The following is a 15,521-nucleotide window of genomic DNA, read 5'->3' as shown; positions in this document are numbered from 1 at the left end:
GGCTGCAGGCTGCGCATGGAACGAGCAATCTCCCGTCTTCCCGGGGCCTGCATGATCCTGATGGCCGCCTCTCTCCTGGCCTTCCAGCCTGGCGGACTGTTCCGCTTCGTATGGGTCAAGCTCGTGGTGGTGATTCTCGCCGTCCTCGCCGGCCTGCTGTCGCCTGTTGGTGCGCGCCTCCCGCTGGCGGTGAAGGCAGTAACGGCAGCCTGCGTGCTGTGGATCGCCGTCGCGATGCTGCTCTCCGACACGCCTCTTGCGAGTATCGCGGGACGCTGGCCGCGCTATGAGGGCCTGCTGACACTGGCGGTGTACGTGGCTGTTCTCGCGGTGGGTGCAAAAATCCTCGGCAGTTCCGACGCGAGTCGGCGGCGCACGGTGCTCAGCCTGTCCCTGGCAGTCGCGGGCATCGCCTTGTTCGTCCTTGCCGTGCTGGAAAGCGCAGGTCTGCGCCCGCTAGGCGGCGCTGAAGATGTAAGGCCGGGAGCGACGCTGGGCAACGCAACCGACCAAGGCCTGGCCGGCGTCGTGATTGCCGGTGTCCTGGCTGCGCAAGGCGGGCCAGGCCGGAACTGGCAGGTTTGGCTGTGCCGTGCGGGTTTGCTGGCCGGCGCCGGAGTTGCTGTGCTTTCCGGGTCCCGGGCTGCGCTGGCGGCCCTCCTGGTCGTGGCTCTGTTCGTCGCCTTCACCTGGATGAAGGGCAGGTCCTGGCCCCCGCTGAAAACCGCCGCCGGAGCTGCGGCCGCCGCGGCGGGCATCGCCATCGTCGTGTTTCTGGTTCCCGCCGCCAGGGATCGGCTGCTGTCAGCCGGAACGGTGGATGGGCGGTGGCTGCTGTGGGACCGGAGCCTCGGGCTGATCGCCGACCACTCTGTCTCGGGCGTAGGTCCGAGCGGTTTCGTGGACGCGTTGCCCGCGTACCTGAACGGGGAATGGGCGCGGACTGTTGGTGACAGCTTTCCTGCCGATTCGCCGCACAGCTGGCCACTGCAGGCACTGGCAGCAGGCGGTTTTCCGCTGCTGGTGCTCGTTCTGGCTTTGATCGCCGTGTCAGTGATTGCTGTGATCCGGCGGTTGCGGGAAACCCCGGTATCGGCGGACCGAAGGTATCTTGCCGTGGTGCTGGCGACTGTCGCAGCCTACGCACTGGCCCTGCTGACCCACTTCACTTCGATCGGGACCACGGGCCTCGTTGCCTTCCTCTGCGGGGGCCTGGTGGGGTCCGACGTCGGGAATCCCGCCGGAGCCGGCAACCGGTTCATCCCGGCCCCTGCTGCCCGGAAATTGCGTGCAGTTCCGCGACTGGCGGGCGTGGTGTTGGTCCTCGCGGCGCTGGTCGTTGCCGTTCCCGCTACCCTCGCTGAATGGCCCATGGTTGCCGGAGCTCGGGCGGCCGCGGCGGGGAACATTGCCGGGGCGCAACAGGCGTTTGTGCAGGCCAGGCAGCTTCGGCCATGGGATAGCGACACCGCGCTGCTTGCAGCCCAGGCGTTCGCCGGCCCGGCGACGGCGGGGGACCAGGAGGCGGCCCGGCACGCCGTGGAATGGGGAAGGCTCGCCCGGGAACGGACGCCCGGTTCGCAGGAGGCGGGCACCGCCTTGGCGGTCGGCTACCTTTACAGCGGCGACGTTCCTGCGGCCAAGGACCTGTTGGACGCGATGGTCGCTGACGCCCCGTATTCGACGGCGCTCTACGTCCACCGCGGTGTGGCACAGTTCGGCCTGGGCCGTTCCGCCGAAGCCATCGCCGACTTGGAGCACGCAGCCTCGCTGGACCCGTCCCTGGAGACGCCGTGGCGGGTTTTGGCGAATATCCACCAGCGGCTCGGCCACGCACAGGAGGCTTTGGCTGCCAGTCAGCGGGCAGATTCCTTAGCGGGGAATTAGGCCGTTACTGTCCATGTATAGGGCGCGCGTCCATAAAGGCTTGGTGGCAATTACCGGATATTTCTGTAACTGAAGAGGCCCAAGCTAAGAATGCCGCAGGAAACGATCAAGATTGGCGCAGTTTTCAGGATTTTGGACTTATTTCTATTTCCTGCGTGTTAGTGAATCACATATTTTCCGGCGCTCTTATTCCCCGCCAACTGCGCATCCACTTTCCAAGGTGCGCTCGCAGGCTCAGCCGGTAACAGCGCAGACACACAACGCGACCTCACGTGAAACGTTTTGGAAAACATCGTGGTGCAGGCTGGTCCCATCGACATTCCAATGGAGGGGGACCGGCTGTGAACGAACATTTGACGCTTGAAGTGCAGTCCAGCGCGGAGCTGGCGGTGGGTGACGAGGTCGAGGCCTGGCACCGCGGCCGGCTGGCGCACCGGGGGACCGTGAGCAGCACACTCCGGGACATCGACCTGTTCTGGATCATCGACGCCCGGACCGGCGCCCGCCGGCTGCTGGATCTGGAGCAGCTCAGCGTGCGCCGGGTCCCGGCCGGAAAGGCGGCAAACGCCGTCGGGCATTCCACAGGTGCCGGGCTTTCCACAGGTGCCGGGAAGGTGAAGTCCGACGCCGGGAACCCGGCTAACGCCGTCGGCAAGCCTGCCGCCCGTAGGCGGGGCCCGGTCAGAAGCCTGAGCCAGGTGGTCTTTATTGAGGCGCCGGCCACGCGGTAACAGGCCACACGAGGTAGCCGGCCACCGGCAAAACCTACGTCATGTTGCTGAACCGCTCCGCTTGCGTCTTGCTTCCCTGCACGATGATCTGGTCGTCGTCGTACAGGACGGTCTGCGCGGTGGTGTGGCCCCAGATCCCGCCGGGGCGCTTGACCGCCACGATGGTGATGCCGTACTTGTCGCGCAGGCCCAGCACGCCGAGCGGACGGTCACGGGCCTCGGTGGGCGGGCTGGTGCGGATCATCACGAAGTCGTCCTCGAACTCGACGTAGTCCAGCAGCGAGCCGCGGACCAGGTGGGCCACGCGCTTGCCCATGTCGTGCTCGGGGCGGATCACGTGGTTCACGCCGAGCTGGTTGAGGATCTCGGCGTGCGGCTCGCTGATGGCCTTGGCCCAGATCTGCGGCTTCTTGAATGTGAGCAGGCGCGAGGTCGTCAGGATGCTCGCCTCGATGTCGCTGCCGATGCCCACCACGGCGCGGTCGAACTCGTGGACGGAGAGCTGGCGGAGCACCTCCTCCTTGGTGGAGTCCGCCCGGACCACGTGGGTGAGCCGGCCGTTGTAGGACTGCACGGTGTCCTCGTTGGAGTCGATGCCCAGCACCTCGGTGCCCTGCGCCTCGAGCTCCAGTGCCAGCGACCCGCCGAAGCGGCCCAGTCCGATGACCACCACCGAATCTGCCTGTGCCGTGGATTCGGGGGAACGGGAGAAGAAGTTCTTAGCCAATGAGGGGCCTTTCCTTCGGGTATTCGTACAGAAGCGGGCGTTCGCGGAGGGCCAGTGCGGCGCCCAGCGTCACCGGGCCCAGGCGGCCGATGAACATGAGCAGGATCAGCACCACCTGGCCAGCCGGCGGCATGGCGGCCGTGATGCCTGTGGACAGACCCACCGTGGCAAACGCGGAGATCACCTCGAACAGGATCCGCTCCTGGCCGAAGTCGGTGATGATCATCAGGAACATTGTGGAGGCGACTACCAGCCCGATGGCCAGCAGCACCACGGTGATTGCCTGCCGGTGCACGGCGCGGGAGAGCCGCTTGCCGAAGATGTTCACGGCCGTGCCGCCCTGCAGTTCCGTCAGGAGGATGAAGAACAGGACGCTGAACGTGGTGATCTTCAGGCCGCCCGCGGTGCCGGCCGGGCCGCCGCCGATGAACATCAGGATGTCCATGCCCAGCCAGGACACCTCGTGCATCTGCCCGATGTCGACGCTGTTGAATCCGGCGGTGCGGGTGATGACGGACTGGAAGAAGCCGGCCAGGACGCGTTCGCCCGGCTTGAGCGCGCCGAGGGTGGCCGGGTTGGACCATTCGACGGCGGTGATGAAGACGGTGCCTGCCGTGAGGAGCACTGCCGTGCCCACGAGGACCAGCTTGGTGTTCATGCTCCAATGGATGGGCCGCTGGTACTGCCGGCGCAGTTCGAAGAGCACCGGGAAGCCGAGGCCGCCGATGATCACCGCGGCTGCGATGGGCAGGCAGATCCACGGGTCCCCGGCGAAGCCGATGAGGTTGTCCGTGTGCAGCGCGAACCCGGCGTTGTTGAACGAGGACACCGCGTGGAAGACGCCGTGCCACAGCGCACGCCCGGGCTCGTAGCCATAGCCCGCGACCAACCTGGCGGCCAGCATCCCCGCGAGCACGATCTCCACGGTGAGGCTGATGGCCAGGACCCCGAGCAGCACGCGGCGCACGTCGCCGAATCCGGTGCTCCTGGTCTCCGCGGCTGCCGAGAGCCGTGAGCGCAGGCCCAGCCGGCGGGCCATGAGCACCCCCAGCAGCGTGCCGAAGGACATGACGCCGAACCCGCCGATCTGGATCAGGGCCATGATCACCACCTTGCCGAACCCGCTCCAGTACACCGGGGTGTCGACGGTGATCAGGCCGGTGACGCACACGGACGAGGTGGAGGTGAACAGGGCATCGAGGAAGGGCGCTCCCGCGGGGCCGTTCCGCGAGATGGGCAGCATGAGCAGGATTGTGCCGAGGGCGACCGCACCGGCGAACCCGAGCACAATCACCTGGGCGGGGTGCTGGGGTGCGAAGACGTTGAGGATGCGCGGGAAGACTTTGGAGCCGCCGGGCCACAGCCCGCCGAACCCACGGTCCGTTCCGGCCGCTTTCCGGTCTGTTCTGGCAGCCGCTTTGGCTGTTTTCGCTGTCGTCTTGGCCGCGAGCCTGGCAGTTTTCGCCGCCGGCCGGAGCCGTTTGCCGGGAGGCTGGGCGTTCCTGCCTGCAGGCCGGGCCTTCGGGGCAGGAACGTCGCGCATACGCGTCACGCTACCACCGGGGAAATCCCTGTGGCCGGTGTGAAGGACGAGGCGTTAAGAAAGCGTTAAGATCCCCGGTTTTGGCGCTTTTCGGAATCCGGCCGATGCTAGGCTCCCGTGGTCATCAGCAAACTGCCCATGTGAATCGAAGGACCCCGTGGCCACCTCAAGCACGCAAGGCCGTGTCCTGCCATGCTGACCCAAAGCGCCCCGTTGCTGTGGCTGATCCTCGGGATCGGCGCAACCGGCTACATGATCTACCGGCTCATCAGAGCAACGAAGTAGCCCCCGCCGTCGGGCGCCCCTTCCGCGGCCCGACGGCGGGCAAGCCGCTCCCGCTGCCCTACAGCGGCCCGAGGGCGGACCTTCCCCAAATCCAGAAAGACACTTCATGACCGCACCAGCCCAATACTCCGTTCCGGCCAGCGTGCCCAACCCAGAGCGGGAGAACGGCCCCGGCGGCGCGTTCACGCGGTGGCTGCTGGAGCACAAGGTGCACCAGCCGGTGGGGCCGGAGTCCGAGGAGGGCACGGGGCACCAGCAGAGCTGGTGGAAGGTCATGTGCCTGACCGGCGTGGACTACTTCTCCACCCTGTCCTACCTCCCCGGCATCGCCGCGCTCGCCGCCGGGGCACTGTCGCCGCTGGCCACGCTGCTGATCGTGGCGCTGACATTGCTGGGCATGCTGCCGATGTACCGGCGGGTGGCGCACGAGAGCCCGCACGGGCAGGGGTCCGTGGCCATGCTCGAGAACCTGCTGCCGTTCTGGCGCGGGAAGGTGTTCGTGCTGGTGCTGCTGGGGTTCGTGGCGACGTCGTGGATCATCACCATCACCCTGTCCGCCGCCGACGCCACCGTGCACATGCTGGAGAACCCGTATCTCCCGCCGTTCCTCGAGAACCAGGCCGTCCCCATCACGGTGGTGATGCTGCTGATCCTGGGCGGGGTGTTCCTGCTGGGCTTCTCCGAGGCGGTGGCCGTGGCCATTCCGCTGGTGGGCGTCTTCCTGCTGCTGAATGCGGTCATCATCGGCACCGGAATTTACGACGCCGTTACTCAGCCGGGTGCCGTCGCCGCCTGGATGTCGCAACTCACCTCCTTTGGCGGCGGCTTTGGCAACATCGCCGGGCCTGCGATCCTCGCGTTTCCGCTGCTGGTGCTGGGACTCTCAGGTTTTGAAACCGGCGTCAGCATGATGCCGTTGGTTTCCGCCTCAGGGTCCACACCGGAGGAGATGCTGCGGAGTCGGATCCGCAACACGCGCAAGCTCCTCACGACGGCGGCCGTGGTGATGAGCGTGTACCTGATCGGCAGCAGCTTCGTGACCACCGTGCTGATCCCGGCCGAGGCCTTCCAGGAGGGCGGGCCGGCGAATGGCCGTGCCTTGGCCTACCTGGCGCACGAGCGGCTCGGCAACGGCTTCGGGTCCGTCTACGACATCAGCAGCATCCTGATCCTGTGGTTCGCCGGCGCGTCCGCGATGGCCGGGCTGATCAACATCGTGCCCCGGTACCTGCCTTCCTACGGCATGGCGCCGGACTGGTCCCGCGCGGTGCGGCCCGTGGTCCTCGTCTACACAGCGATCAGCATCCTCATCACCATCGGCTTCAAGGCGGACGTCAACGCCCAGGCCGGCGCGTACGCCACCGGGATCCTGTTCATGATGGTCTCCGGCGCGGTGGCCGTGAGCATCTCCGCCGCGCGCAAGAAGAAGCGCGGGGCCGCCGTCGGCTTCACGGTCCTGACCCTCGTGATGCTCTACGCCCTGGCGGAGAACGTGATCGAGAAGCCGGACGGCCTGGCCATCTCCGGGTTCTTCATTCTGGGCATCGTGGTGGTCTCACTGGTGTCCCGTGTTTCGCGGACCACTGAGCTGCGGGTGGACCGGATCGAGTTCGACGAGACCGCACGGCGCTTCATCACGGACACGATTGACTACGACGGGCGGATAAACCTGATCGCCAACCGCCCTCAGGCCCGGGACGCCGCCGAGTACGCAGAGAAGGAAGCCGCGCAGCGGGAGAACAACCCCGTTCCTGGCACGGCCGACGTGATGTTCCTGGAGATCGACGTCACGGACCCCTCCGGGTTCAGTGACGTGCTCACGGTGCGGGGCGTGGAGGTGGACGGGCACCGCGTCCTTCGCACCGACAGCCCCGCCGCGCCCAACGCGATCGCGGCCATTCTGCTTGCCCTGCGCGATGCCACCGGAGTCCGGCCGCACGCGTACTTCGAGTGGGCCGAGGGCAACCCGCTGGCCCACCTGATGCGCTACCTGCTCCTGGGCCGCGGCGACACCGCCCCCGTGGTCCGCGAGATCATCCGCGAAAACGAGCCCGACCCCGCCCGCCGCCCCGGTATCCACGTCGGCTGACCCGAGACCCTCCCTCACCTCTCGTCGGGTTTCTCCGGACGCGTCCTCACGTTTCGTCGGGTTTGTCCGGACGCTTCCTCACGTTTCGTCGGGTTTGTCCGGACGCTTCCTCACGTTTCGTCGGGTTTGTCCGGACGCTTCCTCACGTTTCGTCGGGTTTGTCCGGACGCGTCCTCACCGCTGATCGAGCCTGTCGAGATCAAGGGTCGCGGCACTCCAGTTTTCGCCACGCTCAACCGGCGGCGCATGACATGTCCTGCTCACCGGCGCGTCAGGCGACGGTGGGCAAGCGTGAGCTGCCGGCAGGCAGGGTGGTGGGGCACGCCGTCGGACGTTCCCAATCCGGGAAGGCGCGGCCGCGTCCCCAACCGCACTGAAGGAGAAACCTGTGCTGCTCAAAAGCACCGTCACTGCCCTCGTAGCACTAACGGCCGTCCCGGCTTTCGGTGGCGTTCCTGGCCAGCTTGACGGCGGTGGCGCTCATCTCGTCCGAGAGGCGGACGACGTCGTGCATCCCGGCCAGCCGACGGTCCTTGCTGAAGGCAGTGATGGCTGTCCGCGAGTCCGTGGCGCTGAGGAAGAAGTGGACCGGCGCTCTGCGTTTCATGTGCGGGGCGGCATCACTGTGCCACCACTCCTCGGCGTGCCAGTCCTTGCCGAGCTGCACCCAAACGGTCCTGCCGATGAGGCGCGCCTCGGCGCCGGGCTGTTGAAAGAGCCGGACCAAAGCCTCCTGGGCTTGGGCGAGAGACAAGTCTGTCTCCCAAGTCTCGTCGTTCATGAAGCGGCTTGTGGCAGTGCCGCGCATGATGCCCATGGGGAGAGGGGCCGGCTGGTTCAGGACGGAGCCGTTCGTCCAGAGGACCACAAGGAGCGCCCCGCCTGCGTACAGGAAGAGGTTGGGAAGCAGGTTGAGCGGCAAATTCTCCGATCTGTCAAAGAGGATCTGGAGCAGTAGCCACACGACAAAGAATGTGAGCCCAGCCCAGAACCTGCGACGGCGGGAGTTCAGGAAGAGCAATGCCTTCTGTTTGCGGGTAAGGGGCTCGCGGTCTGGGTCGCTGGCGCGGTCCGGGCCTGGCAGGGTTGGTTCACCGGTCATGTTGTGCAGCTCGAATACACGGGGAGGCCAACTGCTGCGAGCCGGTAGATGGTCTGCTGTACCGCTGCTGATTTCCAGCCGCCAGGTCCTACCGCGACCAGAGAAAACGTACTCGTGCCGGCGTTGAGGATCTCGGGAGGCATGGGCGCACTAGTGTCCGTTGTTGTATTCGGGCCGGAGGGCGAGCCGCCCTGCGGCGTGAGAGTCCATTCATAACCGCTGACGGGCAGCAGTCCCTCCGTCGGCGCTCCCCATGAAAATGTAGCGTTCTTGAAAAGACCTCCGCTGCAGGTGAGTGACGTCGGCGGCATGACTGTCCCGGCCGTGAACGTCCCTCGTGCACCCTGCGGCAGCGTCCAGGCCGCCGTCGTCGGCTCTGGCGGAGCCACCACTAGTGCCGCCCCTACGGTGAGCAGTCCGACGACGGCGAGGCGTTTCCGCTTCACGGCGCCACTTCCAGGTGGTCGCTTTCATTTCGACGACGGCGTGGCTCCTCCCGTGGCCAGAAAGCCCACGTCACCACGACGGCCATTACGACGGTAAGGCCGCCAAGCACCAGGGGGTTGTTGGCAGCATTCACGGTGTACGCGAGCTCCGGCACAGACCAGAGAACGATCCGCACTGTCTGGACTTCGTAGGGCAAGGGATCGTCCGTTGGATTGGCGTCGCCGCGCATCGTGATTTTGGCCGCGCCGCCTTCAGCCGGCGAAACAGATTTAACCCGGTGCGTCACGGGCAGTGCCGATGCCCGGTCCACGGTGACGACGTCGCCCACGCGGACCTCGGACGCCGGGATTTTCTGCACGACGGCGAGTGAACCGGCAGGTATCGTCGGGCTCATTGAACCGGTCTTGAACATGATCAGGGTGATCTGGAAGAAGAACGCAAGGATCACCAGAATGATGCAGACAGTGCCGCCGAGGGCAGCGATGTTGAGGAGGGCGTTGCCTACGCGGCCGCCCGTCTTTCGACTCATGTCCTGTTCCTCCTTCGGCGGCCTAGTCCGAGGTTCCTGTAAACAGCCACGTGACTGTTGCGCCCTTGCCCTGATAACTGTTGTCGGCGCCGGCTTTGATTCGGACGTCGAAGCAGTAATGCAACTCGCCCAAGGGCGCGCCAACCGGCACTGCGACAGGCGTGCCCTGCACTGACGCTGCCGGGAGGTATGTCGATGAGGACCCAGCTATGTAGGCCGCCGCGCTGGAGAAGGCGCTCGAATCGCATGCCGCGTCCGTCAGAACCGCGCGGTACTCCAGCGCTGGCGACAAGTCACCATCGGGCGTCGACCTTGTCAGGGTGACTTTTCCGCCGACGGTTGAAGCCGCCGTCGTACGGATCTTCAGCCACGCGAACTTCGACGCTTCAGGTGACAAGCCAGTCGCGTTCACCACCAGGGAGGCGCCAGTCGATGTGCTGTCACGCCAAGCGATGGTTTCGGTGCTGGATTCCAGACGGAACGTGCTGGCTGTGAACTGGCCGGCTGCGTACTCGGAGTCCGACCAAGAAGCGAGTGTCACGCTGGCGCCCACGCCAAGGACGAGGGCGCCAGCCAGGACCGCGCGTACACGGGTGAAAGTGCGGTGCCGCAGTGGTTTCACGTGTTTGCGCATGGCGTCTTAAGAGGCTTTCGACTCCGCAAGCAGCTCCCACGTTGCCACGGCAGCCTTGTCCTGTACCAGGGTGCTATCTGCCGTCACCTGAAAGCACAGGTAGACGGGTGACCCGGGGTCTGTACCGTTGGAGGATTTAGCCAAATCGAACGCTACCGCGTTGGCCACTGAATCGAGGTTCGTTCCTGCTGGAACAATCTGAGTTCCCGACGTGGACGCTGCCGTGGCAGCGGGCGTGCAGTCAGTCCAGCCATCAACTGTGAAAATGCCGTACTTGAGGCTGCTCTCGGCGTCGCCCGAACCCGCAGCGGAATTGACCTTGACTGTTGCTGCGTAGTCAGTGGCCGCGTCAAGCTGGACAGCGTAGGTCGCAGCGACCGTCTGACTTCGCGTTAGGTTGCCGGCGTTGATTTGGAAGCTCAATTGGGCGCCCGAATCTGCGACATCGTGATTTGCAGGCGCTTCGTTCACAGCTGCGCTGCCTAACATCTGGAAATGGCCCCCGCCAAATTCCCCAAAGATGAACTCGGAGTCGTTCCAGGCGGCGAGCGTTACTGCGGCACCGATGCCAAGCACAAGGCCGCCAGCAAGAATCGCTTTGGCCTTCCTATGCTTCGAACTGCGATCAGAAGGCGAGGTCAATGCAGGCGTGATTTCGGTCGTGGACATAGTTCCCCCCAGGAATTATTTGTCTGATTTTTCCAACCGGATACATACTGTCACGGCGCTCTCACTTGCCTGCGTCCTCACGCCTAAGATCCGCACAGGATTCCATCAAGATTGGATCAAGCCTGCTTTGAGCTGAGGAAGCGTCCGGAAACAGGCGACGAAAGCTGAGGGAGCGTCGGGCGTCAGGCGACGAAAGCTGAGGAAGCGTTGCTACGGAGCGGGGGAGGCCGTGACCACCACGTTCTTGCCCCACGGGTCCTCCGTGTAGCAGCTGATCAGCACCACGCGGTTGGGCACGACGTTCCAGATGTCGCTGTCCTTGAGGGTGTTCTTGTCGTGCGTCGTCACCGAATCCACCACGTACTTCAGCGTGCCCTTCGCAGTAGTGACCGTGACCGCCTTGCCCACGAGCGACTTGTCGCTGAGCCTGTTAAACGGAGCATCCCGGCCGTCCCAGCTGTGCCCCACGATGTACGTCGTATTGGTCGATCCCGCACCCGGGACGCCGTAGCTGGTCAGCCAGTAGGCGTCGAGAGTCAGCGGCGGCACGAGCGATTCCGAAGCCAGCTCGTCTGCACTCGGCGTCAGCGGCAGGACCCGCACGTCCAGGTCGACGGCGTCGATCGACACCAACGTCGGCGCGGCCGCCTGCGGCCGCTTCGCCTTGCGGGCAACGGGCGCGGCACTCGGGGAACCCGCCACTGAAGGAGTCGCTGAAGGTACGACGACGGTGCTGCCGCCACTTGGGGGAACAGCGTTCGACGGCGCCAGGAAGAGAGCGGCCGCCAAACCCGCCGCAGCAATTGCGGGCACGGCAAGCCAGCGCCGGCGGACGGGCTGGCGCCGGCTGGTCGTCGTCTGCGGTTCCAAGGTGAACTGCCTAGTTGCGGCTGCGCTCCAGGCGGCGCATCCTCACGGCGACGGCTGCGGGCACGGCGATGCCCGCCGCCAGCAGCCCTGCGAGGAGGGCCAGTCCGGGGTGGACTCCCGGCTCGGCTTCTGCCGCGGTCTGCACGTTGAGGCCCTTGTTCGTGGCGGCCAACGCGGTGCCGGCCCCGGCGGGAGTCACGTTGACCGCATTGGCAACGGCCGGCGTCGTGCTTCCCGGCGCAGTGACCGGTGCCGACACCGGCGGCGTCACCGGATCAACGCCGGTGGAGTCCGGGTTGCAGGCTGCGAGGAAGGCCTCGAAGAGGCCCGCGAGGTCGGCGGCGGAAGCTTCATCGAGCGACACGGCGGCCAGCGCTGCGTCGAAGTCGGCCGCCGCCGCGTTGAAGGCGTCCTGGGCTGCGACGATCTCCGGCGTGTTGATGGCTGCGTCGTACGCCGCGGTCAGGTCCGTCACGGCCTGCCGGGCTGCGTCCTCGGCCTCCTCGGCCGCTGCCGTGGCGTCCTGGGCGGCAGTTATGGCGGCCGGATCGCCCGATTCCTCGGCCTCTTCCTGCGCAGCCTCGGCGGCAGCGGTCGCTGCGATGGCGTCGTCCAGCGCTGCCTGTGCCGTCGCGAGTTCGGCGGCGGGGACTGCCTCGGCAGCTTCGACCATCGCGAGATAGCTCGCCTCGGCGTCCGCCGCGATTGCGGCCTTGGACTCGAGATCGGCAATTGAGGCTTCGGTGATGCCAGCCGCAGAGAGGGTAGCCTCAAACTGGGCGGAGGCCTGCACACAGGCGGGGTCGCCCGGTGCTGCGGAGGCTGTGGGGGCTCCGAGGAAGAGCCCACCGGCGAACACGGCTGCTGACGAACCGGCGGCGACCCATTTGGATACGGTCATGGTGTGTGCGTCCCCAAACATGAAGTGGCCGCCGGGACAGCCCCGGCGGTTCAATGGCGGCTCATCGCTGTTGTCCGAAGTTTCTGGCGGGCTAGGCAGGAGAGACGCTCGTACTGCAAATCATCCGGAGTACGACGGCGAGACCTCAGTTTTACCTGAATGCCGCCCGGAAGATTGCTGTGACAGTAAAAATACATATCGATGGCGGTCGTGGCAAACGTCACTGACCTGCTATGGCATTCGGGCCGCCGGCCGTCCGCCGGACCACGTGCAGGGCCAGCGGATCAAGGAGCTTCCCGGTCCCGGTCCCGGACTCGAGAATCCAGAACATGCCAAGGACCGGCACGGTTTCCGTCACCGTTCCGACGTAGTAAAGCTGGCCGTTGTAGCGCGCCTCAATTATGTCGCCGGGGGAGAGGTTGCGGCAGTCGATGATGCGACCGGCCGCGCCGTCGGTCGCGGCTGAATCGTGCATGAAGGGCTCCATCCTGACGCCGTTGTTGCTTCGATCATGATGCGCCGTTGGCGCTCTTTCAGGATGGGGCTGCCACATTGCCGGGTGGTTTCGGCCGGGTGATTTCCGCGTGACCTGCTTTGGCCGCGAGCCGGTCGGGCGACGGGAGGTGAGGAAGGGTTTGAAAAGAGGCGGCGGGAGGTGAGGAAGGGTTTGAAAAGAGGCGGCGGGAGGTGAGGAGGGGTTGGGGGTGAGGCGGCGGGAGGTGAGGAAGGGTTTGAAAAGAGGCGGCGGGAGGTGAGGAGGGGTTGGGGTTGAGGCGGCGGGAGGTGAGGAAGGGTTTGGGGTTGAGGCGACGGGACGTGGGGAGGGGTTTAGGCGGGGCCGGGGGATTGGAGGCCGGGCGCCACGGAGAGGTTGGGTTCGGGCTGCGTCAGGTCGCGGGCGCGGAGCACCGCCATGGACTTCGCGGCCACCTTCAGCACCGAGCCGGCGTCGATGGGTCCGCGTTCCACTCCGGTCCCGGAGGTGTTGATCACCATGTCCCAGGCCTCGGCAAACTCACCGGCCGGGAGCGTGAATTTGATGTCGTCGTCGTGGGCGTTGAAGTACAGCAGGAAGTTCACGTCCGTGATGCGGCGGCCGCGGTCGTCCCGGCCCTGGATGCCGTCACCGTTGAGGAACACCCCGATGGTCCGGCCGAAGCCGCGGCCCCAGTCCTCGGGGAGCATCTCCATGCCGTCCTCGTTCAGCCACACGATGTCCGGCAGCTTCTCGCCCTTGCCGCGCCGCACCGGCCTGCCGTCGAAGAAGGTGCTGCGCCGGAAGGTGGGGTGCTTGGCGCGCAGCCGGTTCACGGCGGCCGTGAATTCCATGAGCGGCATGTCGACGGCGTCCCAGTTGACCCAGCTGAGCCTGGAATCCTGGCAGTAGACGTTGTTGTTGCCCTGCTGGGTGCGGCCGAGCTCGTCGCCGTGCAGGATCATCGGCACGCCCTGCGACAGCAGCATGGTGGCGATGAAGTTCCGCTGCTGCCGTGCCCGGAGCGCCAGCACCTTCGGATCCGTCGTCGGCCCCTCCACGCCGCAGTTCCACGAGCGGTTGTGGGATTCGCCGTCGCGGTTGCCTTCTCCGTTGGCCTCATTGTGCTTCTCGTTGTACGAGACCAGGTCGCGCAGTGTGAAGCCGTCGTGTGCGGTGACGAAGTTGATCGATGCCACCGGGCGCCGCCCCGACCGCTCGTACAGGTCGGCGGACCCGGTCAGCCGCGACGCGAACTCGCCCAGCGTGGCCGGCTCGCCGCGCCAGAAATCGCGTACGGTGTCGCGGTACTTGCCGTTCCATTCGGTCCACTGCGGCGGGAAGTTGCCCACCTGGTACCCGCCGGGCCCGACGTCCCACGGCTCGGCGATCAGCTTCACCTGCGACACGATCGGGTCCTGCTGCACCAGTTCGAAGAACGTGGAGAGCCGGTCGACGTCGTAAAATTCCCTGGCCAGCGCGGCGGCGAGGTCAAAGCGGAACCCGTCCACGTGCATCTCGGTGACCCAGTACCGCAGCGAATCCATCAGCAGCTGCAGGGAGTGCGGATGCCGCACGTTCAGGGTATTTCCGGTGCCCGTGTAGTCGACGTAGTACTGCTTGTCGCCCTCCAGCAGGCGGTAATACGCGGCGTTGTCGATCCCCTTGAAGCTCATGGTGGGGCCCAGATGGTTCCCTTCCGCCGTGTGGTTATAGACGACGTCGAGAATCACCTCGATCCCCGCACGGTGCAGTGAGCGGACCATCGCCTTGAAATCCTGGACCTGCTGGCCCATCTGGCCGATCGAGCTGTAGGTGTTCTGCGGCGCAAAGAAGCCGATGGTGTTGTAGCCCCAGTAGTTGCTCAGGCCCTTCTCCTGCAGCGTCCCGTCATTGACGAACTGGTGCACCGGCATCAGCTCGATGGCCGTGATGCCCAGCCGCTGCAGGTGCGCAATGACGGCGGGATGGGCGACGCCGGCAAAGGTGCCGCGCTGCTCCTTGGGCACCTCGGGGTGCAGCTCCGTGAGCCCCTTGACGTGTGCCTCGTAGATGACGGAGCGGTGGTAGGGGATCCGGGGCGGCCGGTCCCCGGCCCAGTCGAAGAACGGGTTGATCACCACGCCCAGCATGGTGTGCGGCGCCGAATCCTGGTTGTTGCGGGACGAGGGGTCGCCGAAATTGTAGGAGAACATGGCCGGGTGCCAGTGCACCTGCCCGGCGACGGCCTTGGCATAGGGGTCCAAAAGGAGCTTGTTGGGATTGCAGCGCTGGCCCTTGGCGGGGTCGTAGGGGCCGTGGATCCGGTAGCCGTACTTCTGCCCGGGCTGGATCTGCGGCAGGTAGCAGTGCCACACATAGCCGTCCGCCTCGAGGAGCTCCACGCGCGTTTCGGTGCCGTCGCCGGCTATCAAACACAGCTCGACGGCGGTGGCCGCCTCGCTGAAGAGGGCGAAGTTTGTCCCCATCCCGTCAAAGGTCGCACCCAGTGGATACGCGCTGCCCGGCCAGACTTCCATGATCACTCCTGCGGCTGTTCAGTTTTCCGAACCATACTCGATGTCCAGTTGGGGTCCGCGCGCCTCGCCCTCACTCAAGGCTAAGCACACTTATTAGTTTCGCCAAGCTCTGG

General features: G+C 65.9%; 14 protein-coding genes. 3 read left to right on the top strand and 11 right to left on the bottom strand.

The window, feature by feature from the left end; genetic code table 11:
• Nucleotides 1-15 precede the first annotated feature (15 nt).
• Together QF036_RS19885 and QF036_RS19880 are read left to right on the top strand one after the other, a co-directional pair.
• A complete protein-coding gene (locus QF036_RS19885) occupies nt 16-1,887 on the top strand; it encodes an O-antigen ligase family protein (protein ID WP_307104640.1) in 1,872 nt (623 codons plus the stop codon).
• Between the two features lie 341 nt (nt 1,888-2,228).
• Nucleotides 2,229-2,618: a hypothetical protein gene (locus QF036_RS19880; RefSeq protein ID WP_307104639.1), complete on the top strand. Its 390-nt coding sequence runs from the start codon at nt 2,229-2,231 to the stop codon at nt 2,616-2,618.
• A gap of 34 nt (nt 2,619-2,652) precedes the next feature.
• Here QF036_RS19880 and QF036_RS19875 read toward each other — a convergent pair whose 3' ends face one another.
• Together QF036_RS19875 and QF036_RS19870 are read right to left on the bottom strand one after the other, a co-directional pair.
• On the bottom strand, nt 2,653-3,345 hold the full coding sequence (locus tag QF036_RS19875; protein ID WP_307104637.1) for a potassium channel family protein: 693 nt from the start codon (nt 3,343-3,345) through the stop codon (nt 2,653-2,655).
• Entirely contained in the window at nt 3,338-4,888 is a 1,551-nt protein-coding gene (locus QF036_RS19870) for a TrkH family potassium uptake protein (protein ID WP_307104634.1), read from the bottom strand. The genes QF036_RS19875 and QF036_RS19870 overlap by 8 nt, the downstream gene beginning before the upstream one ends.
• Nucleotides 4,889-5,279: 391 nt before the next feature.
• Between QF036_RS19870 and QF036_RS19865 the strand changes: the two genes are divergently transcribed.
• Nucleotides 5,280-7,262 carry an amino acid transporter gene (locus tag QF036_RS19865; RefSeq protein WP_307104632.1) on the top strand — a complete coding sequence of 661 codons (1,983 nt, stop codon included), beginning with the start codon at nt 5,280-5,282 and terminating at the stop codon, nt 7,260-7,262.
• Between the two features lie 424 nt (nt 7,263-7,686).
• On the opposite strand, the gene QF036_RS19860 is transcribed toward QF036_RS19865, so the two are convergent.
• The 9 genes from QF036_RS19860 to glgX all read right to left on the bottom strand — a co-directional run bounded on the left by QF036_RS19860 (nt 7,687) and on the right by glgX (nt 15,408).
• Nucleotides 7,687-8,364 carry a hypothetical protein gene (locus QF036_RS19860; RefSeq protein WP_307104630.1) on the bottom strand — a complete coding sequence of 226 codons (678 nt, stop codon included), beginning with the start codon at nt 8,362-8,364 and terminating at the stop codon, nt 7,687-7,689.
• Nucleotides 8,361-8,810, bottom strand: coding sequence for a hypothetical protein (locus QF036_RS19855; protein ID WP_307104628.1), 450 nt, complete (start codon nt 8,808-8,810; stop codon nt 8,361-8,363). Before QF036_RS19855 ends, QF036_RS19860 begins: the two co-directional genes overlap by 4 nt.
• Complete coding sequence (locus tag QF036_RS19850) at nt 8,807-9,340, bottom strand: signal peptidase I (RefSeq protein ID WP_307104625.1); 534 nt, start codon at nt 9,338-9,340, stop codon at nt 8,807-8,809. The genes QF036_RS19855 and QF036_RS19850 overlap by 4 nt, the downstream gene beginning before the upstream one ends.
• A 22-nt stretch (nt 9,341-9,362) precedes the next feature.
• Nucleotides 9,363-9,974, bottom strand: coding sequence for a SipW-dependent-type signal peptide-containing protein (locus QF036_RS19845; RefSeq protein WP_307104623.1), 612 nt, complete (start codon nt 9,972-9,974; stop codon nt 9,363-9,365).
• Nucleotides 9,975-9,980: 6 nt separating this feature from the next.
• Nucleotides 9,981-10,643 carry a SipW-dependent-type signal peptide-containing protein gene (locus tag QF036_RS19840; protein WP_307104621.1) on the bottom strand — a complete coding sequence of 221 codons (663 nt, stop codon included), beginning with the start codon at nt 10,641-10,643 and terminating at the stop codon, nt 9,981-9,983.
• Between the two features lie 210 nt (nt 10,644-10,853).
• Nucleotides 10,854-11,513, bottom strand: coding sequence for a class F sortase (locus tag QF036_RS19835; RefSeq protein WP_307104619.1), 660 nt, complete (start codon nt 11,511-11,513; stop codon nt 10,854-10,856).
• A gap of 10 nt (nt 11,514-11,523) precedes the next feature.
• Nucleotides 11,524-12,414, bottom strand: a complete 891-nt coding sequence (locus tag QF036_RS19830; protein WP_307104618.1) for a hypothetical protein — start codon at nt 12,412-12,414, stop codon at nt 11,524-11,526.
• A gap of 220 nt (nt 12,415-12,634) precedes the next feature.
• Nucleotides 12,635-12,889 (bottom strand): hypothetical protein, encoded by a 255-nt coding sequence (locus QF036_RS19825; RefSeq protein WP_307104616.1) that lies wholly within the window; start codon nt 12,887-12,889, stop codon nt 12,635-12,637.
• A 353-nt stretch (nt 12,890-13,242) separates the two neighbouring features.
• Nucleotides 13,243-15,408 (bottom strand): glycogen debranching protein GlgX, encoded by a 2,166-nt coding sequence (gene glgX / locus QF036_RS19820; protein ID WP_307104614.1) that lies wholly within the window; start codon nt 15,406-15,408, stop codon nt 13,243-13,245.
• Nucleotides 15,409-15,521: the final 113 nt, after the last annotated feature.

Origin of the sequence: Arthrobacter globiformis (assembly GCF_030817195.1) — a bacterium.
Classification (GTDB): Bacteria; Actinomycetota; Actinomycetes; order Actinomycetales; family Micrococcaceae; genus Arthrobacter; species Arthrobacter globiformis_D.
The sequence above is the reverse complement of the archived record's forward strand: the minus strand, read 5'-3'. Positions and strand labels throughout refer to the sequence as shown.